Source organism: Undibacterium sp. SXout20W (assembly GCF_049340285.1).
Taxonomy (GTDB): Bacteria; Pseudomonadota; Gammaproteobacteria; order Burkholderiales; family Burkholderiaceae_D; genus Undibacterium.
In genome coordinates this window covers 1-21,937 of record NZ_JBMPPH010000047.1, presented here as the reverse complement: position 1 = coordinate 21,937, position 21,937 = coordinate 1, and the positions used below count along the sequence as shown (strand labels likewise).

Sequence of the window (21,937 nt, the reverse complement as noted above, 5' to 3'; positions counted from 1 at the left end):
CCAAAGGAATTACGATGAGCAATAAAAACGCTGACCTATCAACTGTCGAGCCAGCCTCTGCGCAGGCTGATGCTGTAATTTCCAATATGACCGGTGAAATTATGCCGATCAATCCATTAGACATGGCACTGCAAAACCATATCGCCAAACTGACCGGAGGTATTTCACCTGCAAGCATTACGTTGGCTTGGATGGATTGGGCAATGCATATCGCCACGTCGCCGGGAAAGCAAATGGAATTAACCGGTCTGCTTCAGCGGCAAGCCGCAGAATGGCCAGTTTTTTTAAAACAAAGTGTCGCAAAATCAGTGCAGTTGGGTGGTGACGATGGCGCAGCAAGTGGCACAGCAGTACCGAAATCTGCTGATTCGCGGTTTGCTGACAAAGGATGGGAACAATGGCCGTACAACGTGATGAGTAAGGCATTCTTGCAAACACAGGATTTTTGGCAGCATGCCACAGCTGGTGTTCGCGGGATGACTGAACACCACGAGGATGTGGTTAATTTCATGGCCAGGCAATTATTAGATGTGGTATCCCCATCAAACAGTCCATTACTCAACCCTGAAGTCTTTGCAGCAAGTTCGGCTAGCGGAGGTAAAAATCTTGTCTCTGGATTAGTGCATTTTCTTCAGGATATGGGCTTAGAAATCCCTTACCAACATGACCATGAGCATCCGATTGATCAACCAAGCTATCAACCGGGTCATGATGTCGCGATAACCCCGGGCAAGGTGGTTTTCCGCAATCACCTGATCGAGTTAATTCAGTATGCGCCGCAAACGGATAAAGTTTATGCAGAACCGTTGCTGATCGTGCCGTCATGGATCATGAAATACTACATTCTGGATTTGTCACACCATAATTCTATGGTACGGTTTCTGGTGGAACAAGGTCACACAGTATTTATGATTTCCTGGAGAAATCCAGACAAGGATGATCGCAACCTCGGGATGAATGATTATCTGGATCAAGGTTTATATGCAGCCTTGTCAGCCGCCCACAAGATTGTCAAAGGGCGCGCCATTCATAGCATCGGTTATTGCCTCGGCGGTACCTTGCTCGCCATTGGTGCAGCAGCAATAGACAGAGAAAATAGCAAAGGGGACGGTGGCCACCCTGCCATTGCTAACATCGCAAGCGTAACTTTGTTAGCAGCGCAAACAGACTTCAGTGAGCCTGGAGAATTAGGTCTTTTCATTGACGAAAGCCAACTAGCGATGCTAGATGCTTTAATGTGGAAACAAGGCTATCTGGATGGCAAACAAATGTCGGGTTCATTTCAGTTACTCAATTCAAGAGATCTAATCTGGTCGAAAATTATGCGCGATTATCAATTAGGATTGCGTACAGAACCCAACGATCTGATGTCCTGGAATAACGACACGACGCGCTTGCCCTATCGCATGCACAGTGAATATTTGAAGCAATTATTTTTACATAATGATTTGGCCAAAGGACATTACGAAGTGCATGGTCACGCTATTGCGCTCAACAACATCCATGTGCCAATGTTTGTTGTAGGCACTGCCAAGGATCACGTTTCTCCATGGCGATCTGTATATAAAATCCATGTTTTAACGGATGCGCCCGTAGAATTCGTACTAGCATCCGGTGGTCACAATGCGGGAATAGTTTCTGAGCCAGGGCATGCTCACCGCAGCTATCAATATTTACCAGAAAGTATGCGAAATCAAACATACAATGATCCCGATGTGTGGCAAGCAGAAGCGCAGACAGAACAAGGATCGTGGTGGATATTCTGGCAAAATTGGTTAAAAAAACATTCTACTGAAAAACAAATCAAGGCATTACAACCTGACAGCGATTTAGGAGCTGCCCCAGGCACCTATGTTTTTGAAAAATAGATGACACGATCACCTTTATTTTTCGCACCTAAATCATCTGGAGCCCAACGGTTCGCGTGATCATCGGATGCTAGAGGTGAAGGTGAAGGTGAAGGTGAAAGTGAAAATGAAAATGAAAGTGATGGTGGTAACACTGACATCGGCCGGAGATCGGTCGATATTCTCCCAAGCATCAATAGCGAGGCAAGGCGTGGTGCCTTCACTTTAAACGTCGCATCTGGCTAAGCATCTGTCCACGCATCTGCGATGACTACTTTGGATGATGAAAGATGCTCGTTGCATCGGAAAAATTCGGATTTCCTTTCCTGTATATTCGAATTGAATCTAGCGCCCGGTTCGCAGATCATTCATTGCTTACGCTTGCATACGCTTACGAATCCGGCTGAGTGCCTCGGCAGTGACACCCAAGTACTGTGCAACTTCTTTCAACTGTATTCTTGCGGCGACATTGGGATACGTTTTTAAGAACGACTGATAACGTGCTTCCGGCGACATCGTCAACAGTTCACGTTCACGTAATTCTTTTCTGACGATATGCCACTCTAACAGTTGGCGAATCGCTTTTTGCCATACCGGATAGTGATCAGTCAGTTTTTTCATGGAGACTGAATCAATTTGCTCAATCTCACAATCCTCAATAGCGGTGGCAAAATAATCGGTTTTTAAGCCCGCAATCAAAACATTCGGACATGCGAAAAAATCACCTTCGCCAATAAAAGATTTAATCCATTCTTGTCCGTCTTCACTCAAATAAGTCAGTTTGACTATCCCGGTACGAACGACATAAATATAGGGCTGCCACTCACCAGCAGAAAAGACGTCCTGGCCTTTGGCAATATGAAGAAGCTGGAATGAGGTATTCAGCACCTCCCAGGCAGGCAAATCTTCTCCAGCGGCTCGTTCCATTAATACTCGGGTTTGCTGCATCATTTCTTGAATTAAATACGTTGGCTGGTTGACGCCAACAAAGGTTTCAGAGGCTGCCAGAGCAGATTGGCATCGAGCTTTTGCATGCAATCATGGTGCCCTAACGGACATTCACGTTGTTTACATGGGGCACATGGTAAGCGCAAAGAAAAAGACGCTGCCACATCTGAAAATGGAGGTGCATGATCAGGGTCAGTGGAACCGTAGATCGCCATCACATTGCGATTTAAGGCCGATGCAATATGGAGCAATCCTGAATCGTTACTTACCACGACATTTGCGGCCGACATTAAGGCAACAGCTTGCTGCAGGTTGGTCTTACCTGCAAGTTGATGGACGGATGGGCACAACTGTTGAATTTCCTGGCAAATAGCAGCATCTTTTGGCGAGCCCATCAAAGCGATTTGCATTTCAGGAAAATCCTGCAAAATCTTATGGGCCAATTCTGCAAAATGGCTGACTGGCCAACGCTTGGCGTTACCGAACTCGGCACCAGGGGCAAAGCAGACCAAAGGTTTCGTCATCGATAAACCGACGTGAGCAAATGCGTCTTGTGCCTGTTCTATCGTGACAGATAACCGAGGCTTAGGGACAGGTGCAGGTGCTTGAGGTGTGGGCGCAAATGCAAGTGCGGCATAAAACGGTACCATTGCCCGTGGCTGTGCTTTGGTATCAAAATGCATCGTATTGATGAGACCGTAGCGACTTTCACCTTTATAACCAATGCGTTTTTTAATACCTGCCATCCACGGCACTAATGCGTATTTCAGCGTATTGGGCAGAATATACGCCGCGGCATAGGCGCGCTGACGAAGCAACCTGGCAAAACGCCAGCGTTCACTTAATTGCAAAGCACCATGCTGAAAAGGCGTTTCCAGCACGGTCGCTACTTCAGACATCATTCTCCATACCGGCGCGACAGCAGTCGGCGCCAGCACGTCAATAACGCAGGGAGGATATTGCGATTTCAGCAGTTGCAACAAGGGTTGTGCCATGACGGCATCACCAATCCAGTTAGGACTGATGATTAAAAGCCGTGGCGACGCCTCATTTGCCGAAGACTTAAGCAAGCTCATCGAGGCATGCGTCCCATCGTGAAAAATTCATCATTCGGACGCATAGAAATCACGTTTGCCATCCGATTCGATAAACCAAAGAAAGCGGTAATAGCGGCAATATCCCAGATATCTTCGTCATCAAACCCTTGACTTCGCAAGAGCGCATAATCGCTGTCACCCACACTTTGAGAATCGAGGCAAACTTTGATGGCGAAATCAAGCATCGCTTTTTCACGCGGGGTGATATCTGCCTTCAGATGATTGACAGCAACCTGGTCGGCGATAAGTGCATTTTTGGTGTAGATACGTAAAATTGCGCCATGTGCTACAACGCAATACAAACACTGATTTTTTGCGCTGGTGGCGGTAACGATCATTTCACGATCAGCTTTACTCAAGTTTCCCGTTTTCTTGAGCATAAGCACGTCGTGATAGGCAAAGAAAGCACGAAATTCATCCGGACGATGCGCGAGCGTCAAAAAAACATTCGGTACGAAACCGGCTTTTTCTTGCACCGCCACTATTTTCTCCCGTATGTCTTCGGGTAAATCTTTCAACTCTGGGACCGGAAAACGTGAAATTGGCAGCATCTTGACCTCTCCTATTCTGGATGGGTTTGAGTATTTATAATGTAGAAATTATCTAGCTTGGCTTATTCGGCAAATTGCAAACGATATAAATTAGCGTACACACCTTCTTTTTGCAGCAATTCGGCGTGGCTGCCGATTTCGACGATTTCACCGCCGACCAGCACCGCAATCCGGTTGGCGCGCTCAATCGTCGACAAACGATGCGCAATCACGAGTGTAGTACGGCCTTCCATTAATCCATCTAATGCAGCCTGAACCGCACGCTCAGACTCACTATCGAGCGCGGAAGTTGCTTCGTCCAGAATCAGGATAGGTGCATCTTTATAAATGGCACGAGCAATCGCCAGACGTTGTCGCTGCCCTCCTGATAAGCGCATCCCATTGTCACCAATCACGGTATTGAGCCCGTCTGGCAAATCCCGGACGACGTCAGTCAGATGCGCAGCCCGCACCGCATCGTCAATTCGCCGCTGATCGGGATTTTCATCACCGTAAGCAATATTAGCGGCGACCGTATCGTCAAACAACACAACGTTTTGACTCACCATCGCGATTTGTTGACGTAAGCTTACGAGGGAAATATCGTTCAATGACTGACCATCAAGCAAGATATCGCCGGATACAGGCGCATAAAAACGCGGTACCAGATTCACTAGTGACGTCTTGCCGCCGCCTGACATTCCAACAAGCGCGATGGTTTCACCCGGCTTCACGCTGAGGTTAATATCTTTGAGCGCCTCTTGTTCCTGATCTGGGTAGGAGAAGCTGGTGTGCACAAACTCAAGTTGTCCCTGCGCTCTTTGGTCCAACACCTGACCACCAGAAGCCTCGACATCGGTATCAATTAAGGCAAACACCGATTCAGATGCTGCCATGCCACGTTGCATAGGCCCATTCAAATCCGCCAGACGCTTTAAAGGCGTGAGCAATAACATCATTAAACTGACGAACTCAACGAAGTGACCGACCGTAGTCGCATTTTTCGCGGCCTGCGATACCGCGACCATAATCACCACCGCCACCGCAAACGAAGCCGCCAATTGGGTTAAAGGCGTCGTTGACGCAACCGCGACCGTGGTTCGCATCGCGTAACCGCGGAGCTTTTCGTTCTTTGCTTCGAAGCGATCTTGTTCGTATTTCTGTCCACCAAAAATCCGGATCACCTGACTAGCTCGTGTGGCCTCTTCGATAATCTGGGTTAATTCATTATTTACGCTCAACTGATTTTGATTGAGACGGCGCAACCGCTTGCTAACCCCACGCACCAAATAGGCCATAACCGGCATCAAAATTAAGGCAACAATCGTCAATTGCCAATCCCGCCAAAGCAACGCTGCCAGTAACACAATGACCGTGAGTGAATCACGAAACAAGGTCGTGATCGAGACCTTCAACATTTCAACAATCTGCTGCGCCTCAAACATTATCGTGTTGATAATGCGACCGCTTGATTCAGAGTGATAAAAACTAATCGGTACATTCAAAATGCGATCGAAGACTTTAGCCCTTAATTCGTTTTGCAATCGGGTCGATACCCAGGTCATCACATAACTTGTCGTAAAGGTACATAAACCACGAATCAAAAAAATACCGATAATGGCAACCGGCACCATCCACAATTTGAGATGGGTTTGCCCGCTTTTAAATCCGTGGTCAAGGATGTATCCCAGTACCTTAGGGAACATAACCTCAGTCAGAGCGGTTCCCAACATCGTCACAAACGCCCACCAGATTCGGGTGCGATAGGGTTGCACTGAAGCCCATAGCCGTCGGAATACTGCGATGGTTTCTTTATTAATTAAGCTCATAGATCCAAAAGTAAAGTCTTATATTTAATGCGGCTTAACAGACATTTTTACGCTAAGACCCGCATCAGTACTCGATTTTTTATTTAAACAACAAAGAAGTCGACATCAGGGCGGGGTTCACTGCATCGGCAAATCACGGGCCTGGAATTATGCAGATTTACGCGCTCCGGCTAGCGGGATTGCCAGTAAAATCATCAATGCCATCCCAAACACAGCATCGCGCAAAATAGCATTAAACATACCCCCAAGCATCATCGCAACGGTAAGCATCGTCAGCAACATTGCCCTTTCGCGGTCCATAATGTCATGGCTGCGCGCCATTTGATAAGCGGTGCGAAGTTGCATCACCCAGATGCTGATGAGTGCCAACACCCCCGCCATTCCCAACTCAGTGGCATACAGCAAATAATCATTATGCGGCGTTGTCATAGAATTGCTGATTAAACCTTGCGAACGTCGCTGATAGTTCGGCATCCAAGAGGCAATACCGTGACCGATCCACGGTTGTTCAGCAATCATATCAGCAGTAATTTTATAAATTTCTAAACGCATGCCATCTTCACCCATCTTACGCCCAGCGGAAAAATCTCTGACTTGCTGGATGCTGCAGACGGCGCGGATCTTAATCACTTCCCACGGTGCTGCATGGGCAGCATTTATCACGCAAGTGGCAGGTGGTGGAAGATTGACGGCATATTTCCATCCCCCGACCAACGCAGAAGCCATCACAACCGGCAAAATCAGACTACGCCACGACCAGTCAAAATTGCGCATGAGCATCAAGCCACACATGAGCATAAACATCAAACTTGCGGTACGCGTCTTGGATAATAAAATCAATGCACCGATTACATAGAGCAATACCAATATCCTTAACCAACGATGATCCTGACGTAATCGTAATTCATGCAGCATCCATCCTGAAGCGATCGCTAACAGCATTCCCAGCAAAATTGATTTATTACCCAAATAATGCACGTAGCTATGAAACAGCGTGTTGTCCGGTAACAGATGCAAGGCATTTGCTACAAATAAACTTGATGCAACGACAGCCCCTGCAAAAAATATTAGCAATGCTTTCCGCTGCCAATCGCCAGCACTGACTGACAAGTAAGGAAGCAAAAACAGATACGTCTGATAATGGCCAAAACCTGGCCAAAATTCTTGCGCAATTTCCGCGGGTTTGTCTTGAGTCATCGCAATCACAATACTCACTAATGACAATGCCAATATCGGTAACAACATTGGGTTACAACGAATATTGTTGATTTTTGTGCGCCAATCACCCGACATCACGAGCGCCAGATAAAACGACAAAATTCCAGCGTACATGAACCCGATGGGGAAAAACAAACTTAGCGGCAACCACATCAAAATCCGTTCTGGCAACCGACGACGCCATTCTGCGTTATCGACTGGCGTCGGCTCCGGTTGTATCTGGCTTGTTGTTGGTACAGAAGACTTAGTCATCATTTACGCATATTCAATAGTGACATTTTTAGGAGAAAGCCACTCACCCAAACTCAGGCGCAGATTGTCATCTGGATTGACACGCCATTGATCTGACAAGTAAAGCTCAGCACTAGCGGTGGCATTTTTATAACAGATCAAGACTGGACAACCGTCGGCATTCAAATGTGGCTTTAGTAACTCCTGCAATTTTTTAGTGTCTGTTTTGTCGGTGAGAGTTAATCGCAAACCTTGAGAAAATTGGACGCGTGCGCGGCCGATATCCATGACTTTTTCAGCAGAAATTCGTAAGCCACCAGAGAAACGATCCTCTGATACTTTGCCCAGGACAGCCAAGAATTCATCTTCTTTCAGTAACGATTTAAATTCTTCCATCAACTCGCTGTACACCGTCACTTCGACCACAGCGGTACTATCATCTAAAGTCACCACCATGAGCTTGCCACGCTGTGTCATTTGTGTGCGAACGCCCGTGATGATGCCGCAAATCAAGCGTAAATCTCTGGAAGGTTCTACTTTGGCCAGTGTGGTTTTAATGAATTGACGTACTTCTGGCGCATACGAATCAAACAAATGACCAGAGAGATAAAAACCAAGTGCCAGCTTTTCTTCTGTCAGTCTTTTTTTATCCGTCCAATGCGGCACATCAATATATTGTGGCGGCTGGATTAAGTCATCGTCATCACCGAATAAGCTCACTTGATTTGCGGCCTTGTCTGCTTGCTCTGCCGCTTCAATCGCCAGACTTACGGTTGCCAATAAAATCGCCCGATCTTTGCCCAGACAATCCATCGCACCGGCACGAATCAAAGATTCGATCGTACGGCGATTGACCTGCCGTTTATCAACGCGCTTACAAAAATCAAACAAATCTTTAAATGGGCCATCGGCCACACGTGAAGCAACAATATTTTCAATGGCATTCTGACCGGAACCTTTAACTGCTCCGAGACCATAACGAATCTGGTTCGATTTTTTACCCGGCTCACCAACTGGCACAAAACGATATTCAGATTGATTGATATCAGGCGGCAATAATTTAAGCTTACAGACATCTAATGCGTCTTCAACCAAAATTTTGACCTTATCGGTATCGTCCATCGCCAATGACATATTGGCCGCCATAAACGCAGCGGGATGATGGGCTTTCAGGTACGCAGTGTGATACGACAACAAAGCATACGCAGCAGCATGGGATTTATTAAAACCATAGCCCGCGAATTTTTCCATCAAATCGAAAATTTCGTCAGCCTTTTCCTGTGGCAAGCCATCTTTGGCGGCACCATCGCGGAAAATCTGGCGATGCTCCGCCATCTCTTCGGCTTTCTTTTTACCCATCGCACGACGCAATAAGTCAGCGCCCCCCAAAGAGTAGCCCCCCACTACCTGCGCCATCTGCATCACCTGTTCCTGATACACCATGATGCCGTAGGTTTCAGACAAAATGCCTTCCGTACGCGGATCGGGGTAATCAAACTTCTCACCATGCTTACGCTTACAGAAATCTGGAATCAGATCCATCGGACCCGGACGGTACAGCGCCACCAGCGCAATAATGTCTTCAAAGCGATCGGGACGCGCGTCTTTCAGCATGCCTTGCATGCCGCGACTTTCCAGCTGGAACACCGCAACCGTTTTGGCTTTGGTGAGCAATTCATACGATGCTCTGTCATCGAGTGGTAATTTAGCCAAATCAAAATCAGCCATCGCCGGATCCAGCATTTTGATGTAGCGCACAGCACGATCAAGAATGGTCAGTGTCGTCAAACCCAAAAAGTCGAACTTCACCAGACCGACGGCTTCGACGTCGTCTTTATCGTATTGCGATACCACGCCAGAATCACCACCCTGCGTGTATAGCGGGCAGAAATCGGTCAATTTACCAGGAGCGATCAACACACCACCGGCATGCATACCGATGTTACGAGTGATACCTTCAACCTGCTGCGCCAGATCAAGCAAGGTTTTGACTTCTTCTTCGTTTTCCTGACGTTCGGCCAGCAAAGGTTCTTCCACAATCGCTTCCGCAATCGTGACTTGCTTTCCAGGTTTAAACGGAATCAGCTTGGAGACGCCATCACAGAACATATAACCAAAGTCAAGTACACGGCCCACGTCGCGGATCGCGCCTTTAGCTGCCATGGTTCCGAAGGTAGCAATCTGCGATACCGCATCTTTACCGTAACGGTCTTTCACATACTGAATAACGCGGTCACGACCTTCCTGACAAAAATCAATATCAAAGTCGGGCATGGATACCCGTTCTGGGTTCAGGAAACGTTCGAACAGCAAGTTGTACTGAAGTGGGTCAAGATCGGTAATCAGCAATGAATACGCGACCAAGGAACCCGCACCAGAACCACGACCCGGCCCCACCGGCACGCCGTTATTTTTTGCCCATTGAATAAAGTCAGCAACGATCAGGAAGTATCCCGGGAAACCCATTTTAATAATGGTATCAGTTTCAAACTTCAGACGTGCTTCATAGCGGGCCCGCTCTTTCTCGCGTTTCTCAGGATTGGGGAACAAGTGTTCCAAACGGAATTCCAGACCGCGCTTAGCCTCATGCACCAAAAAGTCGTTAATCGTCATTCCCTCTGGCGTCGGGAAATCAGGCAGTTTTGGTTTTCCAAGCTCCAAGGTCAGATTGCAACGTTTCGCAATTTCAACGGAATTTTTAAGTGCCCCGGGAATATCCGCAAACAATGCGGCCATTTCGTCTTGCGTTTTAAAACACTGCTGCTCGTTAAAGCGACGGACACGACGTCCGTTCGCCAGCATATCGCCCTCGGAGATACACACGCGCGCTTCGTGGGCGGTGTAATCGTCTTTGCTAATAAATTGGACTGGATGCGTTGCCACCACGGGCAACTTCAGTTTATTGCCCAACATGACCGCTGCGCGCACATGGTTTTCCATGTTCGCTTGCCCGGCGCGTTGCACTTCGATATAAAAATGATCTGGAAAAATACGGCTCCAACGTTCGGCGCAACGCTCAGCCAAATCCAGATTGCCATTATCAATTGCAATCCCGACATCGCCAAAATGCGCGCCTGATAAGGCGATCAGACCGCCACCATCACCGTCTTCATAAATTTTTTGTAGCCACTCGTAACGGATTTCTGCGCGCCCACGATGTTGATTCGTCAACCAGGCCTGCGCCAGCAATTCGCACAATTGTAAATAGCCTTTGCGGTTTTTCACCAACAACATCAGACGTGAAGGCTTATCGCGATCATCATCATTGCTGATCCAGGCGTCGCAACCTGCAATCGGTTTGATCCCCTTACCGCGCGCGGCTTTGTAAAATTTGACCATGGCAAATAAATTCGCCAAATCGGTCAGTGCCATCGCCGGCTGCTTGTCTTTGACCGCCGCCTTAATCACATCATCAATGCGCACCAATCCATCCACGATCGAATATTCGGAATGGATGCGTAAGTGAACAAATTGTGGATCGCCAGGTACTGCGGGAGTAGCAGGGGCTGCTTGGTCTCCATTTGCGGGAGAAATACTAAGTTCTGTAGTCATCCCGCTATTCTACCGTGTCGCGTCGGTGGTTTACAGGCTTTAAGCAAGACAAATTCATTCCAAAGATGAACTGCAATACCGCCAAAGAACCCAAGCCCGCGAGTTATAATTACAAATTGAACACAAAAGACCGCATTTAGTGGTTTTTTCATCAAATGGGGCGTCGCTTGAATAAAATTGATCGATTTTCTCCACGGACACATTTATGCTCTGAACATATGTAAGCTATTTGCAGTACAGCAAGTGTTATAAACCAGTTGTACGCACAATTTGTAACCGGATTATTTCTGGAATATTGTTTTTATCGCTATCGCTTAGGACTGCCGCAACGCCCAAAAGGTAATACCAGTCTAAGAAGTAAGGAAATAATTTTGTTGATGACGCATCGCAGAAAAATTGCTTTTTTACACCGTTGGATACCAGCCAAGCTGAGTATCTTGCTATTTTTGCTACCTCAAATTCAAATAGCTCAAGCGAAAGCCAACAACGACGAATCCATTTTTCTAGACGATGTCCCTGTCGTATTGAGCGCTTCCAGGCTCACACAACCGGTCAGTGAGGCACCGGTAGCTGTCACCGTGTTAGACCGTCAAATGATCCGTGATTCTGGCGCCTGGGACTTATCCGAAGTATTCCGACTCGTTCCCGGTATGTACGTCGCTTATCACGCCGACCCCTACTTTTCCGCTGATAGCACCGTGGCGTACCATGGAATGGTCACGACCACGACCTCTGACCGTATGCAAGTTTTAATCGACGGGAGGTCGGTCTATTCTGGCCTGTTTGGTGGCGTCAATTGGAGTGATTTACCCATCGTTTTGGACGACATCGAGCGCATTGAAGTTATCCGCGGGCCAGACTCGGCGAGCTATGGTGCTAACTCCTATTTAGGTGTGATCAATATTATCACGCGCCATCCATCGGATTTTCAGGGGGCCTCAGCGTCAGTGAGCTACGGCACCAGTCGCACAGAAGGAATATTTTATTACGGCAACAAAAACGGCAATCTGAGCTACCAAATTACTGCTAGTGAACGTAAAGATAATGGCGAAGACAGTATGATTCATAATCCGACGTCACAAGTGACGTTCTGGACATTGAACAAATACGATAATAAAAATATCCAAACCTTTAATTTCAGAGCCGCTTATCAAGCATCTGCCACTGACACGTTAGATTTCCAGTTCGGGTATAACGGCGGCTCCAGGCAAGCTGGCGAATATAATAACTTTTGGCCAGCCAGTCGTACGACTGATAACCATTTTGAGATGCTTAATTGGCGTCGGGTGCTTGAAGGTGGCAGCGAATTGACAGTAAAAGCATTTCACACCGAAGAAAGAGTTAACGCGCGCTTGCAGGACTCGGACGGCTTCAGCAACGGTGACGCCACGTTTAAGCGTGACGATCTGGAAATTCAACACACCTTTTCACCCACAAATACCACTCGCATGGTCTGGGGCGGTAGCATACGCCAGGACGTAACATATGCACCGTATTACTTAGGCGTCGAGGAAAATCAATACCTATATGGTAATTTTCCGTACCGGCTTGGACGACTATTTGCCAATCTGGAATGGCATATCCGCCCTGATTTGCTACTCAATATCGGTGGCATGCTCGAAAACAATTCCTATACCGGGACTGACTTAACCCCTCGTATCGCATTAAATTGGCACATCACGCCAAATCATACGATACGCGTAGGACATTCGCGGGCGACGCGTTCACCGTCGGTGTACGAGAAAGTCTATGAAGAGTATTGGCGCGCACCGAATTTATACCCTAACTTACCCGAGCTTAAGCCGGAGCGGGTGAAAGCAACTGACATTGGTTATATTGGAAAAGTTGGTAAAGTAGACATTGATTTCCGTTTTTTCTACGACGACTATACAGATTTGATTGACGTTAAAAATCATAATTCCTCTGCAAACGGTAATTTAAATGCTGGAGATGCCTTAATGCGTGGCTATGAATTACAAGTTAAGGCGCCGCTTTCAGAACAAACACATCTTACCTATGGGTTGTCTGGAGGCAGCGTCAATAGCAACGATGTCAATGGTGTTGTGTACAGCGGTTCGTTGCCATCTTATAATCATAATTTGATGATAACGCATCAATTTAATGAACAATGGCGCGGTAGCTTCGTGGCTTATCAAATTGCAAAGACGAAGTTTAATGCGACGGATTACAACCCCGTTTTAGGGCGCGGCTACTATGTAGATGGTAATCGGCGGTTCGATGGAAAAATCTCTCGTCATTTTAACCTTGACGGACATCAGACAGAAGTCGCGTTCATTATTCAAAACATAGCAAACGCACACTACTTTGAATATCGTCATGACAATCAATTTCCCGGACGACTCGCTCGTATCAACGTCAAAATGGATTTTTGACGTATGACCTTGCATGAGCGGATTTTCATCGCATTTTTATCGTCTTTAAGGCTGATCAAAATTGCTGTCCTCACGCTTTTATTGGGATCCGCGAGTACGTGCTTTGCGCTGGATGGACTCACCATTGTACTGAGCGAAGAAGGTGGTGCGTATTCTGAATTTGCCGTCAATCTCAGCAATATACTCACCCAATCGAATACAAATCGCTTATCCATAAAAATAGTTACAGTGGATAAATTTAGTAGCGAAGAAATACCGCGCACGTCAAACGGACAATTATTGGTCGCGGTTGGCTCATCAGCCATGTCAGCAATGGCACAAAAGCCACTACCCGTGCCGATTCTAAATGTACTGGTACCACAAAGTAGCTATGTTAAAACGATCAAACAGAATCCTCGACTACAAGACAGTCGACGCTTTTCTGCAGTATTCGTTGATCAATCCTGGGTCAGACAATTTGGCCTGATTCAAGTTAGCATGACAGGTCATCCTAGAGTTGGTGTGTTGATCGGCAAAGATGCGACTGATCTAATTCCAACTTTGCAAAGTGCTGCAAAAGAAGCTGAAGTCAGTCTGAATATTGAAACTGTGTCTGAGGACGCCGAATTACTTGCCGCGTTGCGTAAGCTTCTTGCAAACAGTGATGCAATGTTGGCGATTCCAGACCCTCGTATCTACAATCGCAATAACATCTCCAGTATTTTGCTGACCAGTTATCGTCAACAAATTCCGCTATTTGGTTTTTCGGCATCGTACGTAAAAGCTGGTGCGCTTGCGGCGGTTTATAGTCAACCTTATCAAATTAGCCAACAAGTTGCAGAAATTATTAATAGCTTGCCCAGCAATGCATTATTACCGTCACCACAATATCCACGGTATTTTTCTGTCAACATCAACCCACAAGTTGCACGTTCGTTAAGCATCAACATTGCTTCCGAAGTGGAGTTACAAAACAAACTTAAGCACTTAACGGAGCGTGCCCAATGAAGCAATGGCAACTCTCCCGTCGTATTTTATTGATAGCACTGGCTCCAGTTTGGATCATCACCATTCTGCTGACCATCATGGTTGTACTGGTTGGTATGAAACAAATCGATGGTGCCCTCAAAGATCGCGGTGCGCTGATTGCGCGCCACCTGAGCAGCGCATGTGAGTATGGCGCGTTCTCAGGCAACCGGGAGGTTTTACAGGCTTTGACGCAAGCGACCATCAAAGAAGAAGACGCCCAGGGAGTGGTGGTGACGGATGCCTTTAACCACCTGCTGGCAGCTAGCGGAAAGCAAATCAATATTGATAACAACCTCATGCAAGCAGCATTAAAAGGGAAAATTGTCGTCAGCAAAAATGGCAACTTGATTTTTGGGACACCCATTTATCAAGAGGTGGCCGAGGTCGACAGTTTTGATTTGTTAGGACGCACACAGAAAAACATTGTAAAGCAACCCAAACTACTCGGTTTTGCGTATCTGGAATTAAGCACTTCATCGAGTGGCCAAGCAAAAATTTTATTCGTATTTATTAGTCTTTTGATTGGTATTGCAGGCAGTGCCTGTGCATCATTTCTGGCTTTACGGATGAGCCGTGATTTGACACGCCCGCTATCGCGCTTGATCGATGGCGTTCACCGAATGGCAAAAGGCGAATTAGGAACGCGCATTCAAGCCGATTCAGGTGGTGAATTACAAGAACTGGAAGACGGTTTTAACCTTATGGCGGCAGAAGTAGAGAATAGTCATAACAAAATGCTTGAGGTAAATGCTAACCTCGAACACCTGGTCACCGCCCGTACCCAAGAGCTAGAACTCAAAAACCAAGATTTGGAATATCTGTCAAATACCGATCGACTGACAGGTCTGTTCAATCGATTAAAACTCGAAACTATTCTGGAAGAAGAGCACCTGCGCAGTCAACGTTATGGCAGTAGCTTTTCGATTGCCCTGATTGACGTCGATAAATTCAAATCGATTAACGATACTTTTGGTCATTCCACTGGCGATCAGGTACTGGTGAGCATTGGTATTATTCTGCAAGAAAATATCCGCAGCATTGACGCAGTTGGACGCTGGGGCGGTGAAGAATTTTTAGTCATTTTCCGCGAAACATCGGCGGAGGATTCAATCACCATTGCTGAAAAATTGCGCCAAGCTATTGAGGGGCACGAATTTCATCTGGCAGGCAAGCGAACAGCCAGCTTTGGTGTCACGCATTACCGCTATCCCGATAGTATTCTGGAAATGATGTTGCGTGCCGATAGTGCCCTTTACCAGGCGAAAAACAATGGGCGCAACCGCGTCGAATTTAAAGACTACTAAAGAAATCAAGTACATCAATCGCTACTGAGGTTGCTATTGCTATTGCTATTGCTATTGCTATTGCTATTGCTATTGCTATTGTTATTGCTATTGTTATTGCTATTGCTATTGCAAAAATTGAAACTAACTTTGCCGCAAAGTTGGCGGCAAAAAAGTCAGAAAATTCCTTCAGTAACACCTTACAAGAAACAAGTCGCTATCAAAACGCAAACAAACGCACTTTGATTGCTGCGCTACGGTAAAATGAGCATTAATCCTAAATATAAATATTCAGGTTCGCTTCGACGTTTTGACGGCAGTTATTAAGTTCATCACAAGCACGTGATTGACCACAATCGGCGCCACGCACCGAAATGGTGTCCGCGATGTCATGTAAGCAAACCTCAATCTTGCAAAAAAATTATTATTCATCAGCCTAATCTATGAGCAACGACAAAAAGCCAGCCACAGCAGCCACCACCGACGCCCCCGTATCTAACTTTTTGCGCGCAATTATCGACAACGATCAAGCCGCTGGCACTTACCAACGTGATGGCATGCCGAGCGTGATTACGCGCTTCCCGCCAGAACCAAACGGTTATCTGCACATTGGTCATGCAAAATCGATTTGCCTCAACTTTGGTCTGGCCCGCGATTACGCTGGCCGTTGCCATTTGCGCTTTGATGACACTAACCCAGAAAAAGAAGATCAGGAATACGTTGATTCCATCATGGACAGCGTTAAATGGCTGGGATTTGACTGGCAACAACCAGAATCCAATGGTGGCGGCAATCATTTGTATTTTGCCAGCGATTATTTCGACAAGTTCTACGCCATTGCTGAATATTTGATCGAAACTGGTCACGCCTACGTCGACAGCCAATCCGCAGAAGACATGGCAGCGAATCGTGGTGACTTTTCTAAGCCAGGTGTGAACTCCCCTTTCCGCGATCGTGCGGCGGCAGAATCTTTGGACTTATTCCGGCGTATGAAAGCCGGTGAATTTAAAGATGGTGAACACATCGTGCGTGCCAAGATTGACATGGCGTCACCCAACATGAATATGCGTGATCCAGCGATCTACCGCATCCGTCACGCGCATCACCACCGCACGGGCGATGCCTGGTGCATCTATCCGATGTACGACTACGCGCATCCGCTGGAAGACGCGATTGAAAACATCTCGCATTCGATTTGCACCTTAGAGTTCCAGGATCACCGTCCGTTCTACGACTGGATCATCGAACACGCGGCGCAAGGTGGTTTCGTTCATCGTCCAGTCCCATGCCAATATGAATTCGCACGCCTGAACCTGACCTACGTCGTCACCAGCAAACGCAAACTGCGCAAACTGGTGGAAGACAACATCGTCAGCGGCTGGGACGACCCACGCATGCCAACCATCGTCGGTATCCGCCGCCGCGGCTACACACCAGAATCTATCCAGGCTTTCTGCGAACGCATCGGCGTGACCCGCTCTGATGGATGGATCGACTACAGCACCCTTGAAGGCTGTCTGCGTGAAGACCTTGATCCTAAAGCGCCACGTGCGACGGCTGTATTGCGCCCATTGAAGCTCATCATCGATAACTTCCCTGAAGGTGAAAATATTCAATGCACAGCGCCAGTTCACCCACATCACCCAGAACGCGGCAACCGTGAATTCACGATCGGCAAAGAACTGTGGATAGAGCAAGAAGACTTCATGGAAGAACCCGTCAAAGGCTACTTCCGCCTGTTCCCGGGCAATAAAGTCCGTCTGCGTTATGGTTATGTCGTTGAATGCACAGGCTGCGACAAAGATGAAAACGGTAAGGTCACTGCCGTCCATTGCAACTACTTTGCCGACAGCAAATCCGGCACCGAAGGCAGCGCCAATTACAAAGTCAAAGGCAACATCCACTGGGTCAATGCCGCTGACGCGCTTGAAGCCGAAGTGCGTCTTTACGACCGCCTGTTCACCGATGCGAATCCAGACGCCGGCGGCAAAGATTTCATGGCTTTATTGAACCCTTCGTCCTTAGAAACGATCCGTGCATTCGTCGAACCGGGCGTTGCCAACGTCACCCCAGATACCCGTCTGCAATTCGAACGCCACGGCTACTTTGTTGCTGATCGTGTTGATAGCGTGCTTGGTAAGCCCGTCTTTAATCGCATTACGACGCTTAAAGATTCATTTGGGAAGTAAAAGTAAAACCAAGGGGCATTACTCATTGTTCCTTGGTTTAGCATACGTTTAACGTACTTTTTAGCTTGCCTAAGAGGCTGATTTTAATGACCAGCCTGTATTTTTTGAAGCAAGTAGCTACGACAAGCTACGACAAGCAACGACAAGCAATGACAAGCAAACTAACCGACTTTGGTTAATGTATAGAGCGATGGAGCGATTCGCTGCAAGATTTGCAGACGCCTAGAATTTTGACCGTAAGTCTGAAAAAATTGACAATCAATCTCTCTGACTTAAAAATACACAGAAGCCGACAGCCAATAGCGTGTGTGTCCAATGCTGCCGTCGCTGTCGGCACCAGTAAACGGATTTGCCGCTGGATTTGTCCCCAGTTTTCTACTGACACTGGCTTTAATCGAATACTTGCCCGCATCACTCCAATTCAAACCCAGACCGATGCCACTTAGTGAATAGTGATCGAGTGCAGTCGCACCAGGATAATTGGGATTATGGTTCACAATAACGGCACCGTAATTATAAAAAAGCATTCCCTGCAAATGTGAAGTGAGTCCTTTTCTCAGTTCTGCGGTGAACAAAATTCCGTTATCTCCGGAAGCCTCAAGGTTTGGATAAGCACTGACGCCATCCATGCCACCAAGCGAAAATTTTTCTGACGAGTCGAGATTCTTAAGCGCAATTTGCCCCGTTGCGGAGAGCCATAAACTGAACTTTGCTGGTAAGCGCTGCAAGCGGGCAACGTTAAAATTGACTTTTCCGTAAGTCCCTTCGGTGTGAGGGCCATGCAAGTCAATGATTTCATTAGCCAGATTTTTTGATAAATCTAGTTGCCCTAAAGTAGCATTACCACTCAATAAAATGAAGCTACCATCTGCCGTAGACATGCTTGAACTTAATCCCACAGTCAGTTCGCGCGCTGTCTTGTCCGAAATCTGCTGGTCACTGGCATAGTTTTCATATGCCTTATGTTCAAGAGTCCAAACTATCGAAAGACTGCGATCATTTAACCTTACGACCGGGTAAGTACCAAATACGCCAAGAATTTGTGCTGTACCGTTGGCTTTGAGTGGTGCGTAACTGCCAATGAGGTGGTATTTCATATCGGAAAATTCAGTTCCGATATGCATCCCGTCAGAAAACAACGGTACGGTATAACTGATCCTTCCGTATTCACTTCCTAAGGTTGAAATAGTATTCGCCGCCACCTGATCGCCAATACCTCGTGGATTATCGATATTGAACGATGCATTTAAGCGATTTATTCCTGTTGAGCGTGCACCTTGGTTATCGACCTGCAGAACGCCGGAAAAAAGAGGTTTATCCTCTGCACTGACAACAATATCGGTGACAGCGATTGATTTCCCGGGCGCAAGTGACAAACTGGTTACCACACCGGGTACTTCACCTAATAGATTACTTGCCCGATCCAGATTGCCAACGTTCAAGTAATCTCCGGTTTTTTGTCGTGCAGTAACGATATTAACGAGAGTTTGCTGCTGCAAGCGTGGATGTTCGCCGTTAGTTACCACCCGCACATTCCCAAGTTTTGCCTCTAGGAAATTGAAGGTAACTATACCATTGTCGATATCTTGTTCAGGGATAACGACTCGAACAAACCAGCCGTGGGCACGATATGTTTCTGTTAAAGCATCGCTGGCAAGTTCCAGATCACTAAAATGAATCTCACGGTGTAACCACGATTTAATAGCCTCTTGTAATTCATTTTCAGGCACCAGCGTTGCGCCAGAAAAATTAAAAGACTCGACGACAAATTTCAACGAGTCATCAGCAATTTTTTGTGGCGACATGGGCGCAACCGACGACCCAATCGGACGTACTATCACTGGTGGCGGGACAACCACCGTATCGCGTTGATTCTGACGTAAAAGCGCGCCTGCATCGGGGATACTTTGTGCCACTGCCGTTTGAGAGAGAAGTAATCCGCAGATTTCTGCACTAACGATTGTAGAAAGTAAGATGAACCTGAATTGATCAGGTTTTTTCAAGAGTTTTTGGCCTAAACAAAATTTTTCAGAAAATATCATCTATGTACAATAAAAGTAGCAGCGCATTGCCCGAATTCGGTGCAGATTGATTTTTGTTCTTAAAAGGGAACGCATTTTAGGTTAATTCAATGCAAACCCGAAACGACAAACAAATGTTCACTATCATATTACCGAGTTATGCCAATTACAATTTTTAATTGCAACACCTGTCTGTAGAAATATACACATAACCAAACATAAATCACCTCCGACACTTAATGAGTAAGGCAATAAATAGCATGTTAATTTATACAAAATGAGCCAATACTAAATATAGGTTCATTTTGAGTCAGCTTTTTCCACCGACGGCTCAGGTTTTATTAAATAGCAGTGTCAATTTGGTTTGTGCCTGTGCGCCAGAGCCATCATTTGCCGTCACGATGACTTCCAGATCTTTCATGTCTATTGGCGGCGTCCCACGGAATGTTCCTGTTGCACCTTCAAATTTAAGCCAACTTGGTAAGCTCTCTCCATTAATCAAATTAGCCTCTAACACGACGGAGGTTGTCCGCTTGCTATAGACAAATGTATCAGGCGGCAACGTGAACACAAATGCAGTCGCTTGGGGTATTGCAAGCGGTGTGAACGTTTGCACGCTAATGAAATCGTTGTAAGTCAACGAAACAGGTAAATCTTGTTTTTGCGTAGTTGGTTGATTGAATGGTTTAGGACCCGGCGCTGGTGGAACTGGTTGTGGCGGCGCTACTGTGACATTCAGTTGCCCATTCACATAAGTAATGGCGTAGTTCGTCGCATCGAAATGACTGCCTTGCGCTTTACTGGTGAGAATTTCATAAGAGCCAGGTGATGCAGTGACACTTGCACCACTACTAAGTAACGAGACAGCATCGATAACATCCTGACCTTGCAAACCTTTGCTCGTAAATCCTGACAGGATTGCGTTCTCACCCGCTATTTTTGTCGCGTTATTAGCAGATACGGTGAGCGCCGCGGCTGTAATCGTCGCATTATTATTTGCTGAAACGCCACTCAAACTTGGCAAGAGGTAGTTCGATGCTAAACCTGTGCCATCACTTAAACCAGTGATACCACTGACGTAGTTTGTTGCATTGGCGGCCACGTTCGCGTTATTTGCCACAGCCGTACCGGTGTAGTTCAGCGTTTGTCCATTGACGCCCGTGATGCTGACCTGACCTGGTGTCAGGCTGGTGTTGCTGTCGTAAGTCTTCGTTGCATTGATTGTCGCTGTAGCTTGACCTATGTTCAAACTACCGTTCGTATAATTGACGTTGCTGTAGTTACTGTTCGTGCCGCCGACCGTATTGGCGTAGCTGCCAGCATTTGTGCCTGTGGCACCGCTGGCATTAAAGCCAGTGATGTTGCTGGCAGTATCGGTACCAACTAATCCTGTCGCTGTGAATCCGCTCACGCTTTGTTGATTGCCGTTATACGTACCGCTTTGGCTATTACCGATGATATTAACTGCCGTAGTCACCGCATTGATCGTCGCCTGGTTGTTTCCAGACTTAGCGCTTTGACTTGGCAAAACGTAATTTGATGCTAAACCTGTGCCGTCACTTAAACCAGTGATACCACTGACGTAGTTTGTTGCATTGGCTGAAACGTTGGCGTTGTTCGCCAATGCTGTGCCGGTGTAGTTTAAGGTCTGACCATTCACACCTGTGATGCTGACCTGGCCTGTCGTCAGGCTGGTGTTGCTGTCGTAGGTTTTGCTGGCACTGATGCTGGCGGTCGCTTGACCGATATTCAGACTACCGTTCGTGTAGACGATGTTGCTGTAGTTGCTGT

At 46.9% G+C, this 21,937-nt stretch carries 13 protein-coding genes; 5 read left to right on the top strand and 8 right to left on the bottom strand.

Features of this window, described 5'->3' with window-relative positions:
- Positions 1-14: 14 nt before the first annotated feature.
- Entirely contained in the window at positions 15-1,868 is a 1,854-nt protein-coding gene (locus ACO0K1_RS17320) for a PHA/PHB synthase family protein (RefSeq protein ID WP_423027988.1), read from the top strand.
- A 354-nt stretch (positions 1,869-2,222) separates the two neighbouring features.
- Here ACO0K1_RS17320 and ACO0K1_RS17315 read toward each other — a convergent pair whose 3' ends face one another.
- The 6 genes from ACO0K1_RS17315 to dnaE all read right to left on the bottom strand — a co-directional run bounded on the left by ACO0K1_RS17315 (position 2,223) and on the right by dnaE (position 11,252).
- On the bottom strand, positions 2,223-2,774 hold the full coding sequence (locus ACO0K1_RS17315) for a Crp/Fnr family transcriptional regulator (protein WP_423027986.1): 552 nt from the start codon (positions 2,772-2,774) through the stop codon (positions 2,223-2,225).
- A 32-nt stretch (positions 2,775-2,806) separates the two neighbouring features.
- Positions 2,807-3,871, bottom strand: coding sequence for a lipopolysaccharide heptosyltransferase II (waaF, locus tag ACO0K1_RS17310; RefSeq protein ID WP_423027984.1), 1,065 nt, complete (start codon positions 3,869-3,871; stop codon positions 2,807-2,809).
- A complete protein-coding gene (locus tag ACO0K1_RS17305) occupies positions 3,868-4,443 on the bottom strand; it encodes a peroxidase-related enzyme (protein ID WP_423027982.1) in 576 nt (191 codons plus the stop codon). The genes waaF and ACO0K1_RS17305 overlap by 4 nt, the downstream gene beginning before the upstream one ends.
- Before the next feature lie 62 nt (positions 4,444-4,505).
- Positions 4,506-6,251, bottom strand: coding sequence for a lipid A export permease/ATP-binding protein MsbA (msbA, locus tag ACO0K1_RS17300; protein ID WP_423027980.1), 1,746 nt, complete (start codon positions 6,249-6,251; stop codon positions 4,506-4,508).
- Between the two features lie 147 nt (positions 6,252-6,398).
- A complete protein-coding gene (locus ACO0K1_RS17295) occupies positions 6,399-7,724 on the bottom strand; it encodes an O-antigen ligase family protein (RefSeq protein WP_423027978.1) in 1,326 nt (441 codons plus the stop codon).
- Complete coding sequence (gene dnaE / locus ACO0K1_RS17290) at positions 7,725-11,252, bottom strand: DNA polymerase III subunit alpha (RefSeq protein WP_423027976.1); 3,528 nt, start codon at positions 11,250-11,252, stop codon at positions 7,725-7,727.
- A gap of 377 nt (positions 11,253-11,629) precedes the next feature.
- On the opposite strand from dnaE, the gene ACO0K1_RS17285 reads away from it, so the two are divergent.
- From ACO0K1_RS17285 to ACO0K1_RS17270, 4 genes are all read left to right on the top strand, one after another.
- Positions 11,630-13,645 carry a TonB-dependent receptor plug domain-containing protein gene (locus ACO0K1_RS17285; protein WP_423027974.1) on the top strand — a complete coding sequence of 672 codons (2,016 nt, stop codon included), beginning with the start codon at positions 11,630-11,632 and terminating at the stop codon, positions 13,643-13,645.
- A 3-nt stretch (positions 13,646-13,648) separates the two neighbouring features.
- On the top strand, positions 13,649-14,632 hold the full coding sequence (locus tag ACO0K1_RS17280) for an ABC transporter substrate-binding protein (RefSeq protein WP_423027972.1): 984 nt from the start codon (positions 13,649-13,651) through the stop codon (positions 14,630-14,632).
- Positions 14,629-15,957 carry a diguanylate cyclase gene (locus tag ACO0K1_RS17275; protein WP_423027970.1) on the top strand — a complete coding sequence of 443 codons (1,329 nt, stop codon included), beginning with the start codon at positions 14,629-14,631 and terminating at the stop codon, positions 15,955-15,957. Before ACO0K1_RS17280 ends, ACO0K1_RS17275 begins: the two co-directional genes overlap by 4 nt.
- Positions 15,958-16,379: 422 nt before the next feature.
- Positions 16,380-18,125, top strand: a complete 1,746-nt coding sequence (locus tag ACO0K1_RS17270) for a glutamine--tRNA ligase/YqeY domain fusion protein (protein ID WP_423027968.1) — start codon at positions 16,380-16,382, stop codon at positions 18,123-18,125.
- A gap of 272 nt (positions 18,126-18,397) precedes the next feature.
- On the opposite strand, the gene ACO0K1_RS17265 is transcribed toward ACO0K1_RS17270, so the two are convergent.
- Both ACO0K1_RS17265 and ACO0K1_RS17260 read right to left on the bottom strand, forming a co-directional pair.
- Positions 18,398-20,128: a ShlB/FhaC/HecB family hemolysin secretion/activation protein gene (locus ACO0K1_RS17265; protein WP_423027966.1), complete on the bottom strand. Its 1,731-nt coding sequence runs from the start codon at positions 20,126-20,128 to the stop codon at positions 18,398-18,400.
- A 349-nt stretch (positions 20,129-20,477) separates the two neighbouring features.
- Positions 20,478-21,937, bottom strand: a 1,460-nt coding sequence (locus tag ACO0K1_RS17260) for an MBG domain-containing protein (protein WP_423027964.1), incomplete at its 5' end; no start/stop codon positions are given.

Bases quoted from the DNA above. Each gene is read 5' to 3' on its own strand.
- ACO0K1_RS17320 (WP_423027988.1), top strand. From the start codon at position 15: ATGAGCAATAAAAACGCTGACCTATCAACTGTCGAGCCAGCCTCTGCG.
- ACO0K1_RS17315 (WP_423027986.1), bottom strand. From the start codon at position 2,774: ATGGAACGAGCCGCTGGAGAAGATTTGCCTGCCTGGGAGGTGCTGAAT.
- waaF (WP_423027984.1), bottom strand. From the start codon at position 3,871: ATGAGCTTGCTTAAGTCTTCGGCAAATGAGGCGTCGCCACGGCTTTTA.
- ACO0K1_RS17305 (WP_423027982.1), bottom strand. From the start codon at position 4,443: ATGCTGCCAATTTCACGTTTTCCGGTCCCAGAGTTGAAAGATTTACCC.
- msbA (WP_423027980.1), bottom strand. From the start codon at position 6,251: ATGAGCTTAATTAATAAAGAAACCATCGCAGTATTCCGACGGCTATGG.
- ACO0K1_RS17295 (WP_423027978.1), bottom strand. From the start codon at position 7,724: ATGATGACTAAGTCTTCTGTACCAACAACAAGCCAGATACAACCGGAG.
- dnaE (WP_423027976.1), bottom strand. From the start codon at position 11,252: ATGACTACAGAACTTAGTATTTCTCCCGCAAATGGAGACCAAGCAGCC.
- ACO0K1_RS17285 (WP_423027974.1), top strand. From the start codon at position 11,630: ATGACGCATCGCAGAAAAATTGCTTTTTTACACCGTTGGATACCAGCC.
- ACO0K1_RS17280 (WP_423027972.1), top strand. From the start codon at position 13,649: ATGACCTTGCATGAGCGGATTTTCATCGCATTTTTATCGTCTTTAAGG.
- ACO0K1_RS17275 (WP_423027970.1), top strand. From the start codon at position 14,629: ATGAAGCAATGGCAACTCTCCCGTCGTATTTTATTGATAGCACTGGCT.
- ACO0K1_RS17270 (WP_423027968.1), top strand. From the start codon at position 16,380: ATGAGCAACGACAAAAAGCCAGCCACAGCAGCCACCACCGACGCCCCC.